At 70.8% G+C, this 17,094-nt stretch carries 23 protein-coding genes; 18 read left to right on the forward strand and 5 right to left on the reverse strand.

Annotated features, from left to right (window positions below; genetic code table 11):
* A partial coding sequence (locus ACN0WF_RS18860; RefSeq protein WP_417774313.1) for a hypothetical protein occupies positions 1–343 on the forward strand: 343 nt, incomplete at its 5' end.
* A 36-nt stretch (positions 344–379) separates the two neighbouring features.
* On the opposite strand, the gene ACN0WF_RS18865 is transcribed toward ACN0WF_RS18860, so the two are convergent.
* Genes ACN0WF_RS18865 through ACN0WF_RS18875 form a run of 3 tightly spaced genes read right to left on the reverse strand, consistent with a single transcriptional unit; the run spans position 380 to position 3,905 of the window.
* Positions 380–1,009 carry a hypothetical protein gene (locus tag ACN0WF_RS18865; RefSeq protein ID WP_417774314.1) on the reverse strand — a complete coding sequence of 210 codons (630 nt, stop codon included), beginning with the start codon at positions 1,007–1,009 and terminating at the stop codon, positions 380–382.
* Positions 1,006–1,668 (reverse strand): DUF1214 domain-containing protein, encoded by a 663-nt coding sequence (locus tag ACN0WF_RS18870; protein ID WP_417774315.1) that lies wholly within the window; start codon positions 1,666–1,668, stop codon positions 1,006–1,008. The genes ACN0WF_RS18865 and ACN0WF_RS18870 overlap by 4 nt, the downstream gene beginning before the upstream one ends.
* Positions 1,665–3,905, reverse strand: a complete 2,241-nt coding sequence (locus ACN0WF_RS18875; protein WP_417774316.1) for a transglycosylase domain-containing protein — start codon at positions 3,903–3,905, stop codon at positions 1,665–1,667. The genes ACN0WF_RS18870 and ACN0WF_RS18875 overlap by 4 nt, the downstream gene beginning before the upstream one ends.
* 226 nt (positions 3,906–4,131) lie before the next feature.
* Between ACN0WF_RS18875 and ACN0WF_RS18880 the strand changes: the two genes are divergently transcribed.
* Complete coding sequence (locus tag ACN0WF_RS18880; RefSeq protein ID WP_417774317.1) at positions 4,132–4,683, forward strand: YcgN family cysteine cluster protein; 552 nt, start codon at positions 4,132–4,134, stop codon at positions 4,681–4,683.
* Here the strand turns inward: ACN0WF_RS18880 and ACN0WF_RS18885 are convergent.
* Positions 4,667–6,163: a transglycosylase SLT domain-containing protein gene (locus ACN0WF_RS18885; RefSeq protein ID WP_417774318.1), complete on the reverse strand. Its 1,497-nt coding sequence runs from the start codon at positions 6,161–6,163 to the stop codon at positions 4,667–4,669. The genes ACN0WF_RS18880 and ACN0WF_RS18885 overlap by 17 nt on opposite strands.
* Before the next feature lie 433 nt (positions 6,164–6,596).
* Here ACN0WF_RS18885 and ACN0WF_RS18890 point away from each other — a divergent pair, with 433 nt between their 5' ends.
* The 14 genes from ACN0WF_RS18890 (at position 6,597) to ACN0WF_RS18955 (ending at position 15,126) form a co-directional block, all read left to right on the forward strand.
* A complete protein-coding gene (locus ACN0WF_RS18890) occupies positions 6,597–7,199 on the forward strand; it encodes a hypothetical protein (RefSeq protein ID WP_417774319.1) in 603 nt (200 codons plus the stop codon).
* Positions 7,126–8,418, forward strand: coding sequence for a DNA-packaging protein (locus ACN0WF_RS18895; RefSeq protein ID WP_417774320.1), 1,293 nt, complete (start codon positions 7,126–7,128; stop codon positions 8,416–8,418). Before ACN0WF_RS18890 ends, ACN0WF_RS18895 begins: the two co-directional genes overlap by 74 nt.
* Before the next feature lie 130 nt (positions 8,419–8,548).
* Entirely contained in the window at positions 8,549–9,775 is a 1,227-nt protein-coding gene (locus ACN0WF_RS18900; protein ID WP_417774321.1) for a phage portal protein, read from the forward strand.
* A complete protein-coding gene (locus tag ACN0WF_RS18905; protein WP_417774322.1) occupies positions 9,772–9,981 on the forward strand; it encodes a hypothetical protein in 210 nt (69 codons plus the stop codon). Before ACN0WF_RS18900 ends, ACN0WF_RS18905 begins: the two co-directional genes overlap by 4 nt.
* A 46-nt stretch (positions 9,982–10,027) precedes the next feature.
* Positions 10,028–10,186: a hypothetical protein gene (locus ACN0WF_RS18910; protein WP_417774323.1), complete on the forward strand. Its 159-nt coding sequence runs from the start codon at positions 10,028–10,030 to the stop codon at positions 10,184–10,186.
* Positions 10,183–10,656: an HK97 family phage prohead protease gene (locus tag ACN0WF_RS18915; RefSeq protein WP_417774324.1), complete on the forward strand. Its 474-nt coding sequence runs from the start codon at positions 10,183–10,185 to the stop codon at positions 10,654–10,656. The genes ACN0WF_RS18910 and ACN0WF_RS18915 overlap by 4 nt, the downstream gene beginning before the upstream one ends.
* Before the next feature lie 22 nt (positions 10,657–10,678).
* Positions 10,679–12,055, forward strand: a complete 1,377-nt coding sequence (locus ACN0WF_RS18920) for a phage major capsid protein (protein ID WP_417774325.1) — start codon at positions 10,679–10,681, stop codon at positions 12,053–12,055.
* 116 nt (positions 12,056–12,171) lie between these two features.
* Complete coding sequence (locus ACN0WF_RS18925) at positions 12,172–12,750, forward strand: head-tail connector protein (protein WP_417774326.1); 579 nt, start codon at positions 12,172–12,174, stop codon at positions 12,748–12,750.
* Positions 12,747–13,070, forward strand: a complete 324-nt coding sequence (locus tag ACN0WF_RS18930; protein WP_417774327.1) for a phage head closure protein — start codon at positions 12,747–12,749, stop codon at positions 13,068–13,070. The genes ACN0WF_RS18925 and ACN0WF_RS18930 overlap by 4 nt, the downstream gene beginning before the upstream one ends.
* The gene (locus ACN0WF_RS18935; RefSeq protein ID WP_417774328.1) at positions 13,067–13,477 is read left to right on the forward strand and encodes a DUF3168 domain-containing protein; all 411 of its coding nucleotides are present in this window, start codon (positions 13,067–13,069) and stop codon (positions 13,475–13,477) included. Before ACN0WF_RS18930 ends, ACN0WF_RS18935 begins: the two co-directional genes overlap by 4 nt.
* Positions 13,478–13,506: 29 nt before the next feature.
* Positions 13,507–13,920: a phage major tail protein, TP901-1 family gene (locus tag ACN0WF_RS18940; protein WP_417774329.1), complete on the forward strand. Its 414-nt coding sequence runs from the start codon at positions 13,507–13,509 to the stop codon at positions 13,918–13,920.
* A 2-nt stretch (positions 13,921–13,922) separates the two neighbouring features.
* Positions 13,923–14,339, forward strand: coding sequence for a gene transfer agent family protein (locus ACN0WF_RS18945; protein ID WP_417774330.1), 417 nt, complete (start codon positions 13,923–13,925; stop codon positions 14,337–14,339).
* Positions 14,336–14,515, forward strand: coding sequence for a rcc01693 family protein (locus ACN0WF_RS18950; RefSeq protein WP_417774331.1), 180 nt, complete (start codon positions 14,336–14,338; stop codon positions 14,513–14,515). The genes ACN0WF_RS18945 and ACN0WF_RS18950 overlap by 4 nt, the downstream gene beginning before the upstream one ends.
* Positions 14,512–15,126 carry a phage tail tape measure protein gene (locus ACN0WF_RS18955; RefSeq protein ID WP_417774332.1) on the forward strand — a complete coding sequence of 205 codons (615 nt, stop codon included), beginning with the start codon at positions 14,512–14,514 and terminating at the stop codon, positions 15,124–15,126. Before ACN0WF_RS18950 ends, ACN0WF_RS18955 begins: the two co-directional genes overlap by 4 nt.
* A gap of 38 nt (positions 15,127–15,164) precedes the next feature.
* Here ACN0WF_RS18955 and ACN0WF_RS18960 read toward each other — a convergent pair whose 3' ends face one another.
* Positions 15,165–15,404 (reverse strand): YdcH family protein, encoded by a 240-nt coding sequence (locus ACN0WF_RS18960; RefSeq protein WP_417774333.1) that lies wholly within the window; start codon positions 15,402–15,404, stop codon positions 15,165–15,167.
* A 127-nt stretch (positions 15,405–15,531) separates the two neighbouring features.
* Between ACN0WF_RS18960 and ACN0WF_RS18965 the strand changes: the two genes are divergently transcribed.
* On the forward strand, positions 15,532–16,167 hold the full coding sequence (locus ACN0WF_RS18965) for a TIGR02217 family protein (protein ID WP_417774334.1): 636 nt from the start codon (positions 15,532–15,534) through the stop codon (positions 16,165–16,167).
* Positions 16,168–16,180: 13 nt separating this feature from the next.
* Complete coding sequence (locus ACN0WF_RS18970; RefSeq protein ID WP_417774335.1) at positions 16,181–17,074, forward strand: DUF2163 domain-containing protein; 894 nt, start codon at positions 16,181–16,183, stop codon at positions 17,072–17,074.
* Positions 17,075–17,094: the final 20 nt, after the last annotated feature.

Genomic DNA, 17,094 nt, shown 5'->3' on the forward strand with positions numbered 1-17,094 from the left:
GCGCCCCGCGCACCGGCGTTGCCCGTGCGCCCGGAGCCCGTCCGCCCTGCGTCTCGACCGGCTGCGCCTGTTGCTGGCGCTGCACGACCGCATGACGCCGCGCGCCGCCTTCCACCTGATGCGCGGGCTCGCCGCCGGCGTCGCCGCCGCGCTCGAGGCGGAGGCGCGCGAGGTGGCCGCGGCCGCGCGCGAACAGTTTCGCGAGGCCGCCGGAGAGCGGTCGGGAGAGCGGGCCGGCGCCCGCCATGTGTCGCTGTTCGAGGGGCAGCCGCGCAGCGAGGGCCGCGAGGCCGCGCGCACCGCTCCCCTGCAACCGGCGCGACGCGACCGCGACGCCGGCTAGCGGCGCGCGGCTAGCCGGGTGTGGCGCTTGCGCGTCTCACTCCACCGGCAGGGTCTTGCAACGCGCCTCTTCCATCGCCGTTCTCAGCAAGGTCTCGCGCGCCGGGTCGCCGTTGAACGCGCGCAGAAGCGCATAGCCGTAGCGCTCCTCCGTCTGGATCACGATCATGTCCTCGAGGCCCACGGGCGGGTTCTCGCGCAGCATCGCAAGCTGCTCGGACGTGATGATCAGCACATCGAGGTGGCCGCCGTTGCCGGAGGTCCGGTCGTTGAGCGAGTAGATCGCCTCGCCCTTGGCGTTGAACAGGGCGAAGGACCAGAACGGCGGGGGCAGGGCGGCGGCGATCTCCACCGCGCCCTCGGCCAGGTCGAAGCGACAGGCTGCGTGCATCATCGCCGGATCGAGCATGGGCAGCGGCTCGGCGCCGGGCACGACCTTGGGCAGGAGATTGAAGCGCCCGTCAGGCCCGAAGGCGGCGATGCGCGCGTAGGCCGTCTGCGGCACCTGTGCCGGGATGCCCATGATCGCCGCCACATGAACAATGACGCCGAGCAGCAGCCCGGCGAGCAGGACGAGGCCGATGCGGGCCAGCGTCAGCCCGTCGGTGCGGTGGCGCCATGTGCTCCGGTGCGGCCGGGCGGACGTGTCGAGGCCGTTGGCGCTCACCGGCAGTCCCTCCGCTCGATCCGAGGCATCGGCACGTTGGCAAGGCCGGTGCCCGTCGTCAGCGGCGTGTCGTAGAGGCGCAGCGCCAGCACCAGACCGTCGGCGTCGCGCGCCGTCGGCAGCCAGTTGCCCGGCCGCGCGCGCGCCGCGGCGGTGACGGCGAAGGTGCCGTCCGGGCGGCGCAGGATCTGGCGGCTGTTGAGCCCGTGGCGCGGATGGCCCGAGCGCGGCAGGGCGAGACCGGCATCGAGCGCGGTCAGCGTCCACAGCCGCGCGGGAGCCGCCTGGCCGGAGACCTCGTAGTCACAACCCGGATTGAGCGTTGCCCCGGTGCTGTCGTCGCGCGCCAGGAACAGCAGGCCTTCGCCGCTGGCCAGCGGCACGCGGCCGGTGCGCGCGTGGGTCGCCGCCGAATAGGGGTCGGCCTCCTCGGTGCCCTGGGTCGGCCGCGCCTCCCAGGCGCCGAGCTGCAGCCGGTCGAAGCCCGGCCCCCGCTCGACCGCGAGATAGGCGGTGAGGAACCCGCTCGAGACGCCGATGGCGAGGACGGCGAGAAGCGTGGCGAGGAAGCTCCGCCGCCGGGGCGACAGGATCGCGGGCAGGCGGTCCGGCGTCAGCCCATCGGTCTCCGGATCGCGGTGAAGGGGCAGGGACGTCACCGGGCGAGGCTCGCCGGCTGGCCGGGGGCGGACGCCTCGGGCAGGGACGCGCGCTTGCCGATGGCGTCGAGCTGCGCGCCGATCTCCTGCAGCACCGCGATCGACGGTTCGCGCAGCAGGCGTGGGCGGTCACCGCCGCCGGCTCCCGCGCCGGCGACCAGCGCCGGATCGGCTGCGGCGGGCGCCGCGTCGACACCGGGCATTGGCCTCAACTCGATGCCGTTGTGGGCATATTCCATGATCGACTGCCAGGTCATTGCCGGCAGGCTGCCGCCGGTCATCCGTCCGGTGGAGGTGAAGTCGTCGTTGCCGAACCACACCGCCGCCGCGTAGTTGCCGGTATAGCCGACGAACCAGCCGTCGCGATAGGCCTGCGTCGTGCCGGTCTTGCCGGCCGCGGTGACGCCGGCCACCCGTGCCCGCCGGCCGGTGCCGTTCTCCACCACATTGACCAGCACCTGGTTCATCTGCTCGGCGTTTTCCTGCGGAATGACGCGCTCCGGCGCCGTGCGGTCGCGGGCGAAGTCATAGATCACCTTGCCTTCGGAATCGCGGACCTCGAGGATCGCCGCCGGCGTCACCTTGTAGCCGCCGGTGGCGAAACTGGCGTAGGCGGTGGCCATGTCCAGCACCCGCACCTCGGCGACGCCGAGCGGCAGGGCGCGCGTGATCGGCAGCTCCGAGGTGATGCCCATGCGGTGGGCGTTCTCGACGATCTTGTCGCGCCCCAGCGACTGGGCAAGGCGCACCGGCACCGTGTTGATCGACTTGGTAAGCGCCGTGCGCAGCGTCACCGCCCCCGAGTAGCCGCGCGAGTAGTTGCGCGGGCTCCAGCCGCCGATGTTGATCGGCGCGTCCGGCACCACCGAGGCGGGCGTGTAGCCGTTCATGAAGGCGGTGATGTAGACGAAGGGCTTGAAGGACGAGCCGGGCTGCCGCAGAGCGTCGACGGCGCGGTTGAACTGGCTGGCGCCATAATCCTTGCCGCCGACCATGGCGCGCACGGCCCCGGTTTGCGGAACGACGACGGCGACCGCGCCTTCCTCCACCCTGTAGCGTGCGCCGTGCTGGCGCAGACTGTCGAGCAGCGCGCGCTCCGTCTGGCGCTGCAGGCCCGGATCGAGCGTCGTGCGCACGGTGACGATGCGATCGGTGGCGAGACGCGGATGGGTACGGGCGAGTTGCTTGAGCTGGTCGAAGGCATAGTCGAGGAAATGGTCTGGCGAGCGTTCCTTGCTGCGGTCGACGGCGACCGCCGGGTTGCGCCTGGCGCCGATCACCTGCCCCTCGGTCATGAAGCCCGCCTGCACCATGTTGGTGAGCACGTCGTTGGCGCGTGCGCGCGCCGCCGGCAGGTTGATGTGGGGGGCGTATTTCGTCGGTGCCTTGAACAGGCCGGCGAGCATCGCCGCCTCGGCGAGGCTGAGCTCACGCACGTTCTTGCCGAAATAGAACTCCGAGGCCGCCGCCACGCCGAAGGTGCCGCCGCCCATGTAGGCACGGTCGAGATACAGCTTCAGGATCTCGCGCTTGGAGAGGTTCATCTCCAGCCACAGCGCCAGGAAGGCTTCGTTGATCTTGCGCTCGAGCGTGCGCTCGTTGGACAGGAACAGGTTCTTGGCGAGCTGCTGGGTGAGGGATGAGCCGCCCTGCACGACGGTGCGCGCGCGCACGTTCTCGACCATGGCGCGGAACGTACCCATCACGTCGATGCCGAAATGCGAGAAGAAGCGCCGGTCCTCGGTGGCGAGCGTCGCCTTGATCAGATAGTCGGGGAGCTCCTCCAGCGGCACCGTGTCGTTGAGCAGGATGCCACGGTGGCCGATCTCGTTGCCGAACCGGTCGAGGAAGGTGACGGAAAAATCCTCCGTCGTGCGCCAGTCGGCCCGCTCCGTCTGCTCGAAGGCGGGCTGGGCGAGCGTCAGCATGAGGATCAGGCCGAGCAACCCGAAGGTGGCGCCATCGGAGGCGAGTTCGGCGGCGACCCGGCGCGCGCCGCGCACCCGGAACCGCCGCAGCCAGGCCGAATAGCCCTCGCAGGCGATGCGAAGCGTGGTGAAGCCGCGCCACAGGATCGTGTCGAGCCAGGCGTCGAGCGACAGCAGCCGGGCACGAAGCCTCCCCCGCCGTCGCCCCTGAGGAACGGTCGGGCCGGCATGGTCATCGCCGGACGCTCCTGCCGGCGCGGTCGTCTGCCGGGCCTGATCGTCGTGCGGGCCGCCGGATCGCTGGTTCACCTTGTCCGTCCGTTCTGCTATGGCGTGTCGTCCCGGCCTGCGTCGCGCGGCCGCGAAACATGCGACGATGCCAGCGCGCCCGCACCGGTCGGGGCGCGGCGACACCGATCCTGCCTCTTTTACTCCCGATCCGCCGGGTGTTTCAAGGAAAGCCGGACCGCGAGACGGATGGATGCCGACGATCCGGGACGGGCACGCCCGGGGCATCGAGGGAGACAGGAAAGACATGGGCGAACAGATTGACGAGAGCGGATCGCCGGCGGCGGACGAGCGTCCCTTCTGGCTGCGCAAGGGCCTCGACGAGCTGGACCCGGGCGAGTGGGAATCCCTGTGCGACGGCTGCGGCCGCTGCTGCCTCAACAAGCTTGAGGACTGGGACACCGGCGAGATCGTCTGGACCTCGCTCGCCTGCACGCTGTTCGACGATGGCAGCTGCCGCTGCCGGGACTACCCCAACCGGTTGGAGGTGGTGCCGGACTGCCTGCCGCTGACGCCGGAAACCGTGCCGGGACTGACCTGGCTGCCGCCCACCTGCGGCTACCGCCTCGTTGCCGAGGGGCGCGACCTCTACTGGTGGCACCCGCTCGTCTCCGGCGACCCGGACAGCGTCCACGCCGCTGGCATCTCCGTGCGCGGCCGCAGCTTCCCCGAGGACGGCATCGCGCTCGAGGAATACGAGCATTTCGTCGTCGACTGGCCGGCGGAAAATCCGATGGAGGACGGCGCACCGGAAGCGAAGACGCAGGCCGGCTTCATAGACTTCACGGCGAAGGGCTAGGCACGGCTTTCGCCTCCGAAGCCTTGTCCGCCGTCGCGGCGCGTTCCGACCGCCGGGCGTCTTCGGCGAAGACCACGTAATACTTGTAGATGTTGCCGACGTAGCGCACCGGCTCGCGGCTGACCCGCGCCCGCACGATCCATTCCACGTTGCCGAACCACTTGTCCGGATCGTAGCCCTTGTCGGCCGCCTCCTTGCGGAACCGCTCGAAGCGGCTCGGACCGGCGTTGTAGGCGGCGAGCGCGAAGAACGCCTGGTTGGGCGGATCGCCGGCGAGATCGGCGAAATAGGTGTCGGCGAGGAAGCGCAGGTACTTGGTGCCCGCCTCCACATTGCGGTCGGGGTCCTCGGCGACGCCGGTGATGGCGATGTTCGGATCGGCCGCGGTGGAGGGCTTGATCTGCATCAGTCCGACGGCGCCTGCCTTGCTGCGCAGGGACTGGTCCCAACGGCTTTCCTGGAAGGACTGGGCCGAAACCAGCAGCCAGTCGAGCAGATGCGCCTTGCCGTGCTTGACGAAGAGCGCGCGCGTGCTGTCGAAGCGGCGGGCGCGATCAGGGTCGTCGAGCCGTGCCAGATAGGTGGCGTCCTTGAGGTATTTCTTCAGGATCATGTTGCCGATGAGCGTGCCCTTCCGGGCCGTGGCGACGAAGGCGTCGACCTCGGCCTTGAGCTTCGGTGTTCCCTTGCGCAAGGCGATCGAGATCGTGCCGCCCTCGCGCAGCGCTGCCTGGTCGTGCAGCGCCAGCCCACCGAGGACGCTGGCCCAGAAGGCGGCCTTGTGCGCGTCCATGACAATGAGGTCGATGCCGCCGGACAGCACCAGCTCGGCGAGGTCCTCATCCTCCAGCGCGTCGTCGACCTCGACGATCTCGACCGGCGCGCGTCCCGACTTCGCAAGCCGCGTGTTGAGTGTCGTGAGACTGTCGAAATAGCTCGAGGAGCGGCGCACATGCACGCGCAGTCCGGACAGCGCCTCTGCCGAGGCGAGCGCGGGCATCTCCGCCCGGCTCACCGGGATCTCGCGCACGTCCTCATAGAGGGGATCGGAGAAGTCGACCAGTTCCCGCCGCGCCGGCGTTGCCGTCAGGTTGCCAAGGGCGATGTCGCCACGCCCCTCGGCCAGATCGGAGAACAGCCGCTCGCGCGGGGTCGGCAGAAAGACGATCTGATCGTTCGTCACCGCCTTGCCGTGGCGCTTGACGAGGAACTTGCCGAACTCGGCCATCATGTCGACGGTCGTGCCGCGCTGGGTGCCCTGGTCGATGAAATAGAAGGTCCGCGAGAAGGGGACGAGCACGCGCAGGAAATTCCGCTCGGCGATTGCGTCGAAGTCGCCGGTGAAGGGCGCGCGCAGCGTCTGGGAGAGCGTGTCGGCAAGTGCTGGCTCCATCGCCCGCGCCGGGACGACGGCAAGCGCAAGCAGGGCTGCAAGGGCGAGAAGGATGCGCGACAGGCGGGCGGGCAGGATCGGGAGCATGGCGACGGACCGTTCGTGGCGGCTGGACGAAAAGTGCGCGAGTTTGCGCGTGACTCGCGCCTCCCGGCAAGAGGGAGCCGGCCCTTGCCGGCTCGGAAAGACAGGTCCGTGCGTCAGTCAAAAGAAAATAGGAAAATATTCTTGACAGCGTGACGCTGATCGACTAGGGTTGCTTCATGGTCGCAGAGGTGCGGCCGACGGGCGGTCGTTGACGTTGCCCGTGCGGCGGACGTTTTCGGAAAGGCTCTTCTCCCCTTGTGGAGGGACTTTCCGGACCGCTGATACGGAGTTTGAAGACCGCCGGCACAGCGTTTGCCGATGCAGACACAGAGTTCGAGAAAAGGCCTGGATCGCCCCTGCGGGGAGCTTGATCCGGGCCTTTTTTGTTTCGGGCGACGCCGGCCGGCATGTCGCGGAAACGAGGGGAGGGGGCATGTCGGGCACCACGCATGACGGGTCGGACGCCGTCGCCGCCGGGCGCACGTCGCCGGACGCGCCCCTGCGCAAGCGGGGGCGGCGAAAGCAGCCGGTGCATCTGTCGGCGCCGGCGTGGAAGGCGGCACGGCTTCTCTATGAGGATGGGGCGGCCGACTTCGACGCCATCGCGGAAAAGGTCGGGGTGACGCGGGCAACCGTGATCCGCCGGGCGAAGACCGAGGGCTGGGTGCGCCAGGGCGATCTTCGCGATCTGATCGACAGCGGCGACGCGCGCGGGCTGACCCGGATGGTGGCGCGGCTGACGGCGGCCTTCGAGGCGCAGATCCGCGCCGTCGAACTTCAGTTCAGGAAGGTCCGCGAGGGTGCGGAGAACATGACTGAAATCGCCGATGCGGCAAGCGTCGAACGCAATGCCCGCACGCTCGGCAGCCTGGCCAAGACGCTCGACATCCTGATCGAGCTGAGAAGCGGGCTCTCGGGGCTCGAACCGCAGGAAAGGGACGAGGATGCACTCAGGCGAGAGCTTGCGCAGCGCCTTGATCGACTGCGCCGGAGCGGGCCGGCTGCCGGAGTTCCTGGCGGGACTCGGCCCGGCTGAACTGGGGTTTCTCCGCCACGACTGGGACCTGTGGGCGCATGCCCACCAGCGTCCGCCACCGGGCGACTGGCGGCTGTGGTTGCTGATGGGCGGGCGCGGCGCCGGCAAGACGCGGGCCGGCGCCGAATGGCTGCGGGCCTGCGTCAAGGCGGGCGCCGGACGCATCGCGCTCGTCGGCGAGACACTGCTCGACGCGCGCGAGGTGATGATCGAGGGCGTCTCGGGCATGCTTGCCGTTCATCGCGAGCAGGAGCGGCCGCAATGGCTGCCCTCGCGCCGCAGGCTGGAGTGGCGCAACGGCGCGGTGGCGCAGGTGTTCTCCTCCGAGGACCCGGACGCCCTGCGCGGACCCCAGTTCGAGCTGGCCTGGTGCGATGAGCTGGCGAAATGGCGTCACCCGCAGGAAACCTGGGACATGCTGCAATTCGGCCTGCGGCTGGGCGCGCATCCGCGCCAGTTGGTGACGACGACGCCGCGGCCGATCCCGCTGCTGAAGCGGCTGGCGGGTGATCCGGCGACGCGTGTCGCGCGGGCGGCGACGGAGGCGAATGCCGCGCATCTGGCCAAGGGCTTCGTCGCCGCCGTGCGCGGCCGCTACGCCGGAACGCGGCTGGCGCGGCAGGAACTCGACGGCGAGATCGTCGACGAGCGCTCCGGCGCCATGTGGAGCCGCGACCGGCTGGAGGCGGCGCGCGCCGATGCGGCGCCGGGGCTGGTGCGGATCGTCGTCGCCGTCGACCCGCCGGCAAGTTCGGGGCGCAAGTCCGACGCCTGCGGCATCGTCGCCGCCGGGATCGATGCGGGTGGCATCGTCCATGTGCTGGCCGATGCCAGCGTTGCCGCCGCGACGCCGGCGCGCTGGGCCCGCGCCGCCGTCGCCCTGTGGCGGGAGCTGGAGGCGGACTGCCTGGTCGCCGAGGTCAACCAGGGCGGCGAGATGGTGGGCGCGGTGATCGCCGGCGTCGACGCCGGCGTGCCGGTGAAGCCGGTGCGGGCGCGGCGCGGCAAGTGGCTGCGGGCCGAGCCGGTCGCCATGCTCTACGACAAGGGACGCGTGCGCCATGTCGGGGCCTTCTGCGAACTCGAGGACGAGATGACGGACTTCACCAGCGAGGGGCTGTCGAACGGCCGCTCGCCCGACCGGCTCGACGCGCTGGTCTACGCCGTCCACGAACTGGCGCTGGGCACGCGCGGCGAGCCGCGCCTGCGCCACGTCTGAGCGGCGGAAGCTCAGGCTGAACTTCAGCAACTTGAATCGGTTTCGCAAGCGCCCGGGCATCGCGTCGGGCGGCGGAATCATTTTCTCGTCTTTTCAGGAAAAAGGATTCCCGATCATGGGCTTGCGATCCATGTTTGACTCGATCCTGCAGCGTCCGCGCGAGGCCAAGGCGTCACGCGCGGCGCCGCTGCTGGCGCTGCAGGGGACCGGCCGGCCGGTGTGGACGCCGCGCGACTACGCAGCGCTTGCCCGCGAGGGCTATGCGCGCAACCCGGTGGTCAACCGCTCGGTCAGGATGATCGCGGAAGCCGCCGCGAGCGTGACCTACACGCTCCACGAAGGCGAGCGGGAGCTGGACCGGCACCCGCTGCTGTCGCTGCTTGCCGCGCCCAATCCGGCGGCCTCCGGCGCGGCCTTCCTGGAGGAGGTCTACGGCCACCTGCTTGTCGCCGGCAATGCCTATGTCGAGGCCGTCTCCATCGACGGCACCCCGCGCGAGCTTCATGCGCTCCGGCCCGACCGGGTGCGCGTCGTGCCGGGGCGCGACGGCTGGCCGGAGGCTTTCGACTATACCGTCGCGGGGCGCACGGTGCGCTTCGCCGCCGTCGAGCCGGGTGGCCGGCCGCCGGTGCTGCATCTCAAGGTCTTCCATCCGCTCGACGACCACTACGGCTTCGCCCCCATCGAGGCGGCGCAGGTGAGCCTCGACCTGCACAACGCGGCCGGCGCCTGGAACAAGGCGCTGCTCGACAACGCCGCCCGCCCCTCCGGCGCGCTGGTCTATGGCGGCGGCGACGGAGCGAACCTCTCCGACGAGCAGTTCGAGCGGTTGAAGAAGGAACTGGAGGAGGGCTACCAGGGACCGCGCAACGCCGGCCGGCCGCTGCTGCTGGAGGGCGGGCTCGACTGGAAGCCGATGGGGCTGACGCCGCGCGACATGGACTTCATCGCCGCCAAGAACCAGGCGGCGCGCGAGATCGCGCTCGCCTTCGGCGTGCCGCCGATGCTGCTGGCGATCCCGGGCGACAACACCTACTCGAACTTCCAGGAGGCCAACCGCGCCTTCTGGCGCCAGACGGTGCTGCCGCTGGCCGCCCGCGTCGGCGAGGCCCTGGCCCGCTTCCTGACGCCGGCGGGCGAGGCGGGGCGGCACATGCCGCTGGTGCTGCGCCCGGATCTCGACCGGGTGGAGGCGCTGGCGGCGGAGCGCTCGGCGCTGTGGGAAAGGGTCGGCCGCGCCGCCTCCCACCCCACGGCCGAAAGGCGGCTCGCCCTCGGCTACGGCCCCGCGCCTTCCGCCGACGACCCGCAGACCCTGCCCGCCGATGGCGGGGGGGAAGCGGAGGCCCGGGCATGATCGAGCCCCTCGGCCTTGCGCCCGCCGCCCGGCTGCTGGCCGGCGGTGGCGATCTCGCCCATCTGGTGCTGCTGCTGTGGGCGAGTTCCGCCTCCAGCCTGCTCGTCTGGGCGCTGCGCGAAATGGCCCGCGCCAACCGTCGGTTCGACGATTTCGTCGAGGCCATCGCGCGGCTCAACCGCATCTTCGCCGAGTTCGACGACTGACGGACGCGGCCTTTCCCTTCTGTCCACCGACAATCCGGAGACTGTCATGACGCGACCCGAAAGGGCCGGCGCGGCCGATCCCGCGCGCCCCAACCGTCCCGCTGAAATGCCGCCGGCGCCCCCTCGGCACCGGGCGGTCTTCGCCTGTTTCACGCACCGCCTCGGGGCGCTGATGCGACGTCTCGACCTGGATGCGACCGCATGAGCGCGGCATCCGCGCATGCGGGCGAGGGCACGCGCATTTCCGGCTATGCGAGCCTCTTCGGCGTGCCCGACGATGCCAGCGACGTGGTGGTGCGCGGTGCCTTTCGCCGCAGCCTCAACGAACGCGGCATCCAGGGCATCCGCATGCTCTGGCAGCATGATCCCGGCCGGCCCATCGGCATCTGGGACGAGGCGCGCGAGGACCGGCTGGGCCTGCGCATCACCGGGCGATTGCTCGCGGGAACGGCGGCCGGGCGGGAGGCGGCGGTGCTTGTCGCCGCCGGCGCGCTCGACGGCCTGTCCATCGGCTTTCGCACCCGCTCCGCCCGCCGCGACCCGGCGACCGGCCTGCGCCGGATCTTCGACATCGACCTCTGGGAGGTGTCGCTCGTCACCTTCCCCTTGCACCCGGGCGCGCGCATCGACGTGCCCGGCCCTCGCCGGCCGGCCCCGACCGGCGTCCTTTCCTGAGCCCGCACACGGAGTGAACGACATGACCCGACACAGTGCATCCGCCGCGACCGGCGCCGGCGCCCGCATGGCGCCCGCCACCAAGGCAACCGACCCGCGCGACGACGGCGCCGACAGCCGCCCGCCGCGTGCGCCGGAAGCCAAGTCCGCGCCCGGGCGGGAGACAAAGGCGGCCACCGCGCAGGAACCGTCGCGTCGCGAGATCGACGACATCCGCGCCACCTTCGCCGCCTTTCGCGAGGTCAACGACGAGCGGCTGTCGGAAATCGAGGCGCGCGGCGTATCCGATCCGCTGATGGGCGAGAAGCTCGCCCGCATCGATGCGGAGCTTGATCGCCAGCAGGCCCGGCTCGACCAGATGGCGCTGAAGGCCGCCCGCCCGGCGCGCGGCGGCCGCGAACACGGCGACGCCGGCTCGCCGGCGGCCACGGGCGAGCACCGCGCGGCTTTCGCCGCCTACATGCGCAAGGGCCAGGAGGAAGGCCTGCGCACGCTGGAGGCCAAGGCGCTTTCCGTCGGCTCCGACCCGGACGGCGGCTATCTGGTGCCCGACGAGACCGAGACGGCGATCCTGACGCGCATGGCCTCCGTCTCGCCGATCCGCGCCATCGCCGGCACCCGACAGGTGTCGGCGAGCGTCTTCAAGAAGCCCTTTTCGGTGGCCGGGCCGCAGGCGGGCTGGGCGGCGGAGGTGGCGGCGCGTCCGCAGACCGGCACGCCGACGCTTGCCGAACTCTCCTTCCCGACGATGGAGCTCTACGCCATGCCGGCCGCGACGCCCTCGCTGCTGGAGGATACGGCCGTCGACGTCGAGGCCTGGATCGCCGGCGAGGTGGAGCTGGCCTTCGCCGAACAGGAGGGCACGGCCTTCATCAACGGCGACGGGGTCAACCGTCCGCGCGGCTTTCTTGACTACCCCAAGGCGGCGGAGGCGGCCTGGAGCTGGGGCAAGCTCGGTACGGTGGAGACCGGTGTCAGCGCCGCCTTTCCGGCGAGCGATCCGGCCGACGTGCTTATCGATCTCGTCTACGCGCTGAAGAGCGGCTATCGCCAGAACGCCCGCTTCGTCATGAACCGCCGCACCCAGGCGGTGGTGCGCAAGATGAAGGACGCCGACGGCAATTACCTCTGGCAGCCGCCGGCAAGCCTCGGTGCTCCGGCGACGCTGATGAGCTTCCCGCTCACCGAGGCGGAGGACATGCCGGACATCGCCGGCGACGCGACGCCCATCGCCTTCGGCGATTTCCGGCGCGGCTATCTGGTCGTCGACCGCACCGGCTTGCGCATCCTGCGCGATCCCTATTCGGCCAAGCCCTATGTGCTCTTCTACACCACCAAGCGCGTCGGTGGCGGGGTGCAGGACTTCGACGCGATCAAGCTGCTGTCCTTCTCCGCCTGAGGCGGGAGCGGGGAGCGCTCCTGCAGCCCGCGGCCATGCTTCGGCTGGCCGCGGGCATGCCGGTCCCGCCCTTGCCCGACCTTCATCTTGCCAACCCAATCAAGGGAAACAATCGCATGACAGCACTTGTCACGAGGCCGCCGGCGGTGGAGCCGGTGACGCTGGCAGAAGCGCGCGCGCAGATGCGGGTGAGCGACGCGGGCGAGGATGCACTGATCGAGCGGCTGATCGCGGCGGCGCGCGCTCACGTCGAGCAGCTGACGCGGCGGGCGCTGATCTCGCAGGGCTGGCGGCTCTACCTCGACGACTGGCCGGCCGGGCGCATCGTGCATCTGCCCGTCGCGCCGGTCGTCTCCGTCGAGACGGTCATCGTCTACGACGACGACGGGCTGCCGGTGGTGCTCGATGACGGCGACGTCACGCTCGAGCGGGCCGGTGAGCCGCCGCGCCTGAAACTCGCTGCCGGCGCGCCAGCCGGTCTTCGCGGCTTCAACGGCATCGAGATCGATTTCACCGCGGGCTACGGCGTGGCGGCGGGCGATGTGCCGGAGCCGCTGCGCCATGCGGTGCTCCTGCTCGCGGCCCACTGGTTCGACAACCGCGAGGCTTTTGCCGGTCTCGGGGGCGGGGAGGCCGCCGGCGCGCCGGCCGGGTTCACCGGCCTGCTTGCCGCCTATCGGCGGGTGCGGCTGTGATCGCCGCCGGCGCGCTGGACCGGCCGATGCGTCTCGAGCGCCCCGACAGGATCGAGGTCGGGGACGGCGAGGTGGCGATCCATTATGAGGACCTGGGGCCGGTCCACGTCCTGCTGGAGCCGGCGCGGCTTGCCGAACGTGAGCTTGCCGGAAGGCTTGACGGCACAGCGACCCATGCGGCGCGCCTGCGCCACCGCGCCGACATTCGCGGCGGCTGGCGGCTTGTCGACGACACGCGCGTCTTTCGCATTCTCGCAGTGGACGACGGCGCCAGGCGCAAGGGGCTTCTTACCTGCATGCTCGAGGAGGAGGGACGATGAGCGCCGCCGCGCTTCGCTCCGCCCTGGTCGCGACACTGGCCGCCGATCCCGGGATCCTGGCGCTTGCCGGCCCCTCCCGCGTTCACGATGGCGTGCCGCGCGGCGCGGCGCTGCCCTATCTGGCGGTCGGAGCGATCGAGACCCGTCTTCTCGTCGCCGATGCGGGCGAGGGCGAGGTTCACCGGGTCGAGATCCTTGCCTTCTCGCGCCGGCCGGCGCGCGGCGAGGTCGCCGGGCTGATCGTCGCCGCGCGCGATGCGCTTGCCGCCGGGACAGGGCTTGCCGCCCGTCTCGCCGGCCACCGTCTCGTCAATCTCGCGGGAAGCGAAATGACGAGCGAGCGGCAGGCGGACGGGCGGACCTGGCGCGCGCGGCTCCGGCTGCGCGTCGTTACCGAACCGGTTTGAAGACACAGACAAAGGACGGAGGACGTGTCATGGCCGCACAGGCGGGCAAGGACCTTTTGCTGAAATGCGATGCCGACGGGACCGGAAGCTTCGTCACCATGGCCGGCCTTCGCGCCCGCCGGATCGCGCTCAACCAGGCAAGTGTCGACGTCACCGATGCCGACAGCGCCGGGCGTTGGCGCGAGCTTCTGGCCGGTGGCGGAACCCGCTCGGCCAGCGTCTCCGGCGGCGGCATCTTCCGCGACGCGGCGGCGGACGAGACCGTGCGCGGGCTGTTCTTCGACGGCCTGATGCGAAACTGGCAGGTGGTGATCCCCGATTTCGGCACGATCACCGGGCCCTTCCAGATCGCAAGCCTCGACTACGCCGGCACCCATGATGGCGAAGTGACCTATGAGATCGCGCTGGAATCGGCCGGCGCGCTCGGCTTTTCGGGAGCATGACCATGGCCAACCGGCATCGCGGCGAGGTGGCGGCCGTTCTCGACGGTCGCCCGCGCACGCTGGTCCTCACCCTTGGCGCTCTCGCCGAGCTGGAGGACGCTTTCGGCGCTGAGGATCTCGCGGCGCTGGGTACGCGCTTCGAGACCGGGCGGCTCTCGGCGCGCGACCTGACGCGGATCCTGGGAGCGGGCCTGCGCGGCGCAGGCGAGGAGCTTGGCGACAGTGAGGTGTCGGCCATGCGGATCGACGGCGGCCTGCCGGCGATGGCGCGGCTGGCAGCGGAGCTTCTGCAGGCCACCTTCGGCGCTCCGCAGGAGGAAGGTGCGGTGCCGCCAAACCCTTGCGAGCCGCGGGCGGGGCACCGCTCGCGGGCGAACGAAGCGAAGCCGGCCGGCGCGCCTTCCCCTGGGGCGCGGTGATCCATCATTGCCTCGGCGTTCTGCGCTGGGCGCCTGAAACACTGTGGCGGGCGACGCCGCGCGAGGTCGCGCTGGCGGTCTCGCCAGTCGCTGGTGCCGGGCCTCTCGACAGGCACGCGCTTGCTGGGCTGATGCGCCGCTTTCCCGACCAGAACCACGGGACGACAACGATATGAGTGACACGGATGCGGACGGCGGACGCGGGTTTTTCGATGGGCTCGAGCAGGGGCGCGAGAGCGCGGCCGAGCTGGAGCGCGCCATGCAGCAGGTCGGCGCAAGCGCGCGGGGGATCTCCACGGCGCTGTCCAGCGGGCTGAAACAGGCGGTGGTCGACGGGCGCAAGCTCGACACCGTGTTCCGCTCGATTGCGCTGTCGCTGTCGCGGCGGGCGCTGACGGCGGCCCTTGCGCCGCTGGAAAAGGGCATCGCCAGCGGCATCGGCAACCTGACCGATGGACTTCTTTCGGGCGCATTCGGTGGCGGAGGATCGGGCGGGGTGATGCCCTTTGCCAAGGGCGGCGTGGTGGCGAGCCCCGGCTACTTCCCGGTTGGCGCGTCCGGAACGCTTGGACTGATGGGCGAGGCGGGGGCGGAGGCGATCCTGCCGCTTGCCCGCGACGCGAGCGGGCGGCTCGGCGTTTCGGCGGGGTCAGGCGGGGGAGGCGGCACCGGGCCGGCCATCGTCTTCAACATCGAGGCCCGCGACGCGGAGAGCTTCGCGCGCTCGCAGGCGCAGATCGAAACGATGGTAGCCCGCGCCGTCGGACGGGGACGGCGCGGGCTATAACGTCGGGCCTGAAGAGGAGGGGCTCAGGCGCCGGCGTATCAGGCTGCGGCGAGAAGCGCCGCGATCTGATCCTTGAGCGCGAGGCGCTTCTTCTTCATCTCCTCCAGCGCCTCGTCGGAGACGGGGGAGACGTCGGTCTCGGCGCGGTGAACCTCGCGATTCACCTCGTGGTATTCGTCGGCGAGCCGGGCGAAATGGGCATTGCCGAGCTTGAGCGAATGGAGTGCCTCGGTCTGATCCGGGAACTCTTCGTGCAACTCGTGCGGGACGTGGCTCATGTAGGTGTTTCCTCCGTTGTGAGACGACATTGCCGCGTCGCCGGGTGGTGCGCCTTGAGGCAAATCAAACGATCGGAAAAACGTCCGGATCCGCGTACCCGGACCGGACTGCAGCAGGGAGGTGGCGATGGCGTCCTTCATCGAGGAACGCTTTCCGCTGGGCGTCGCCTTTGGCGCCAGCGGCGGGCCGGAATGGCGCACGGAGGTGGTGGCGCTCGCCTCGGGCGCCGAGCGGCGCAACGGGCGCTGGGCCCGCTCGCGGCGGCGCTATGACGCGGGCACGGGCGTGCGCTCGCTCGCGGACCTGCAGGCCGTCGCCGCCTTCTTCGAGCGTGCCAGGGGACGGCTGCACGGCTTTCGCTTTCGCGACCCCTTCGACAATTGCTCGCTGCCCGGCGGCGAGCCGACGGCCTTCGACTGCCGGATCGGCACTGGTGACGGCACGGCGACGGCTTTTCCCCTGATCCGGCCGGCGGGAGCGGACGCGCCGGCGCGGGCCATCGCGAAACCCGTCGGGGGAACGGTGCGTGTCGCGCTCGACGGGGTGGAGCTTGCCGAAGGAGCGGAATTCGCCTGCGATCCGGCAAGCGGTCTGGTCACGCTTCTCGGCGCTGCGCCGGGGGCGGACGTTGCGGTGACGGCGGGCTTTCGCTTCGACGTCCCGGTGCGCTTCGACACCGACCGGCTCGACATGAGCCTGACCCATTTCGAGGCGGGCCGGGTGCCGACGATCCCGCTCGTCGAGATCGATCCGGACGGCTGAGGGAGGAGGGAACATGAAAGACATTGATCCGCAGGTGCTCGCGCGCCTCGATGCTCCGGTCGCCACCCGCGTCACCTGCTGGCGGCTGACGCGGCGCGACGGGGCCGTGTTCGGCTTCACCGATCATGATCGCGAGATCGCCTTCGGCGGCACAGTCTATCGTCCGGAACTCGGCTTCGAGGCGGGGGCGACAACGCTGGAGCCCGATTTCGCCGCCGGCAGCGCCGAGGTGGCGGGCATCCTCTCGTCCAACGCGATCGGTGAAGCCGACCTCGCCGCCGGGCTGTGGGATGGCGGGCGCGTGGAGATCCACGCGGTCGACTGGCGCGCGCCCGACAACCGGGTGCTTCTGCGCCGGGCGACGATCGGCGAGGTCAGTCGGGCCGGAGGCGCCTTTCGCGCCGAGCTGCGCGGCCTCGCACATCTTTTCGATGCGCCGCAGGGGCGCGTCTTCTCGCATCTGTGCGACGCCGATCTGGGCGATGGGCGCTGCCGCGCCGAGCTGTCCGGTGCCGGCATGGTCGCTACCGCGACGCTTTTGGAAGGCGGCGCCGCCGACCGGCCGGAGGTCGCGGGTGTTGCGAGCGTCGAGGCCGACTGGTTCGCCGGCGGCAGGCTGGAGATCCTCGAGGGCGGGCTCGCCGGCGTGTCGGCGGAAATCGTCTCCGACCGCGAGGTGGGGGAGGTGCGTCGTCTGGCGCTGATGAGCCCGCTTGCCGGCCTGCCGCCGGCGGGAACCGCCGTGCGGCTCACCGCCGGCTGCGACAAGCGCTTTGCCACCTGCCGCGCGAAATTCTCCAATCATCTGAATTTCCAGGGTTTCCCGCACATGCCCGGCTCCGACCGGGCGCTGGCTTATCCAAGCCGCGGGGCGGCGGAAAACGACGGCGGCGTGCTGGTGCGCTGACGCGGTGGGGCGAGGGCGCC

Origin of the sequence: Stappia sp., assembly GCF_048268045.1 — a bacterium.
GTDB lineage: Bacteria > Pseudomonadota > Alphaproteobacteria > Rhizobiales > Stappiaceae > Stappia.

Bases quoted from the DNA above. Each gene is read 5' to 3' on its own strand.
- ACN0WF_RS18880 (WP_417774317.1), top strand. From the start codon at position 4,132: ATGGGCGAACAGATTGACGAGAGCGGATCGCCGGCGGCGGACGAGCGT.
- ACN0WF_RS18885 (WP_417774318.1), bottom strand. From the start codon at position 6,163: ATGCTCCCGATCCTGCCCGCCCGCCTGTCGCGCATCCTTCTCGCCCTT.
- ACN0WF_RS18890 (WP_417774319.1), top strand. From the start codon at position 6,597: ATGTCGGGCACCACGCATGACGGGTCGGACGCCGTCGCCGCCGGGCGC.
- ACN0WF_RS18900 (WP_417774321.1), top strand. From the start codon at position 8,549: ATGTTTGACTCGATCCTGCAGCGTCCGCGCGAGGCCAAGGCGTCACGC.
- ACN0WF_RS18905 (WP_417774322.1), top strand. From the start codon at position 9,772: ATGATCGAGCCCCTCGGCCTTGCGCCCGCCGCCCGGCTGCTGGCCGGC.
- ACN0WF_RS18910 (WP_417774323.1), top strand. From the start codon at position 10,028: ATGACGCGACCCGAAAGGGCCGGCGCGGCCGATCCCGCGCGCCCCAAC.
- ACN0WF_RS18915 (WP_417774324.1), top strand. From the start codon at position 10,183: ATGAGCGCGGCATCCGCGCATGCGGGCGAGGGCACGCGCATTTCCGGC.
- ACN0WF_RS18920 (WP_417774325.1), top strand. From the start codon at position 10,679: ATGACCCGACACAGTGCATCCGCCGCGACCGGCGCCGGCGCCCGCATG.
- ACN0WF_RS18925 (WP_417774326.1), top strand. From the start codon at position 12,172: ATGACAGCACTTGTCACGAGGCCGCCGGCGGTGGAGCCGGTGACGCTG.
- ACN0WF_RS18935 (WP_417774328.1), top strand. From the start codon at position 13,067: ATGAGCGCCGCCGCGCTTCGCTCCGCCCTGGTCGCGACACTGGCCGCC.
- ACN0WF_RS18940 (WP_417774329.1), top strand. From the start codon at position 13,507: ATGGCCGCACAGGCGGGCAAGGACCTTTTGCTGAAATGCGATGCCGAC.
- ACN0WF_RS18945 (WP_417774330.1), top strand. From the start codon at position 13,923: ATGGCCAACCGGCATCGCGGCGAGGTGGCGGCCGTTCTCGACGGTCGC.
- ACN0WF_RS18955 (WP_417774332.1), top strand. From the start codon at position 14,512: ATGAGTGACACGGATGCGGACGGCGGACGCGGGTTTTTCGATGGGCTC.
- ACN0WF_RS18960 (WP_417774333.1), bottom strand. From the start codon at position 15,404: ATGAGCCACGTCCCGCACGAGTTGCACGAAGAGTTCCCGGATCAGACC.
- ACN0WF_RS18965 (WP_417774334.1), top strand. From the start codon at position 15,532: ATGGCGTCCTTCATCGAGGAACGCTTTCCGCTGGGCGTCGCCTTTGGC.
- ACN0WF_RS18970 (WP_417774335.1), top strand. From the start codon at position 16,181: ATGAAAGACATTGATCCGCAGGTGCTCGCGCGCCTCGATGCTCCGGTC.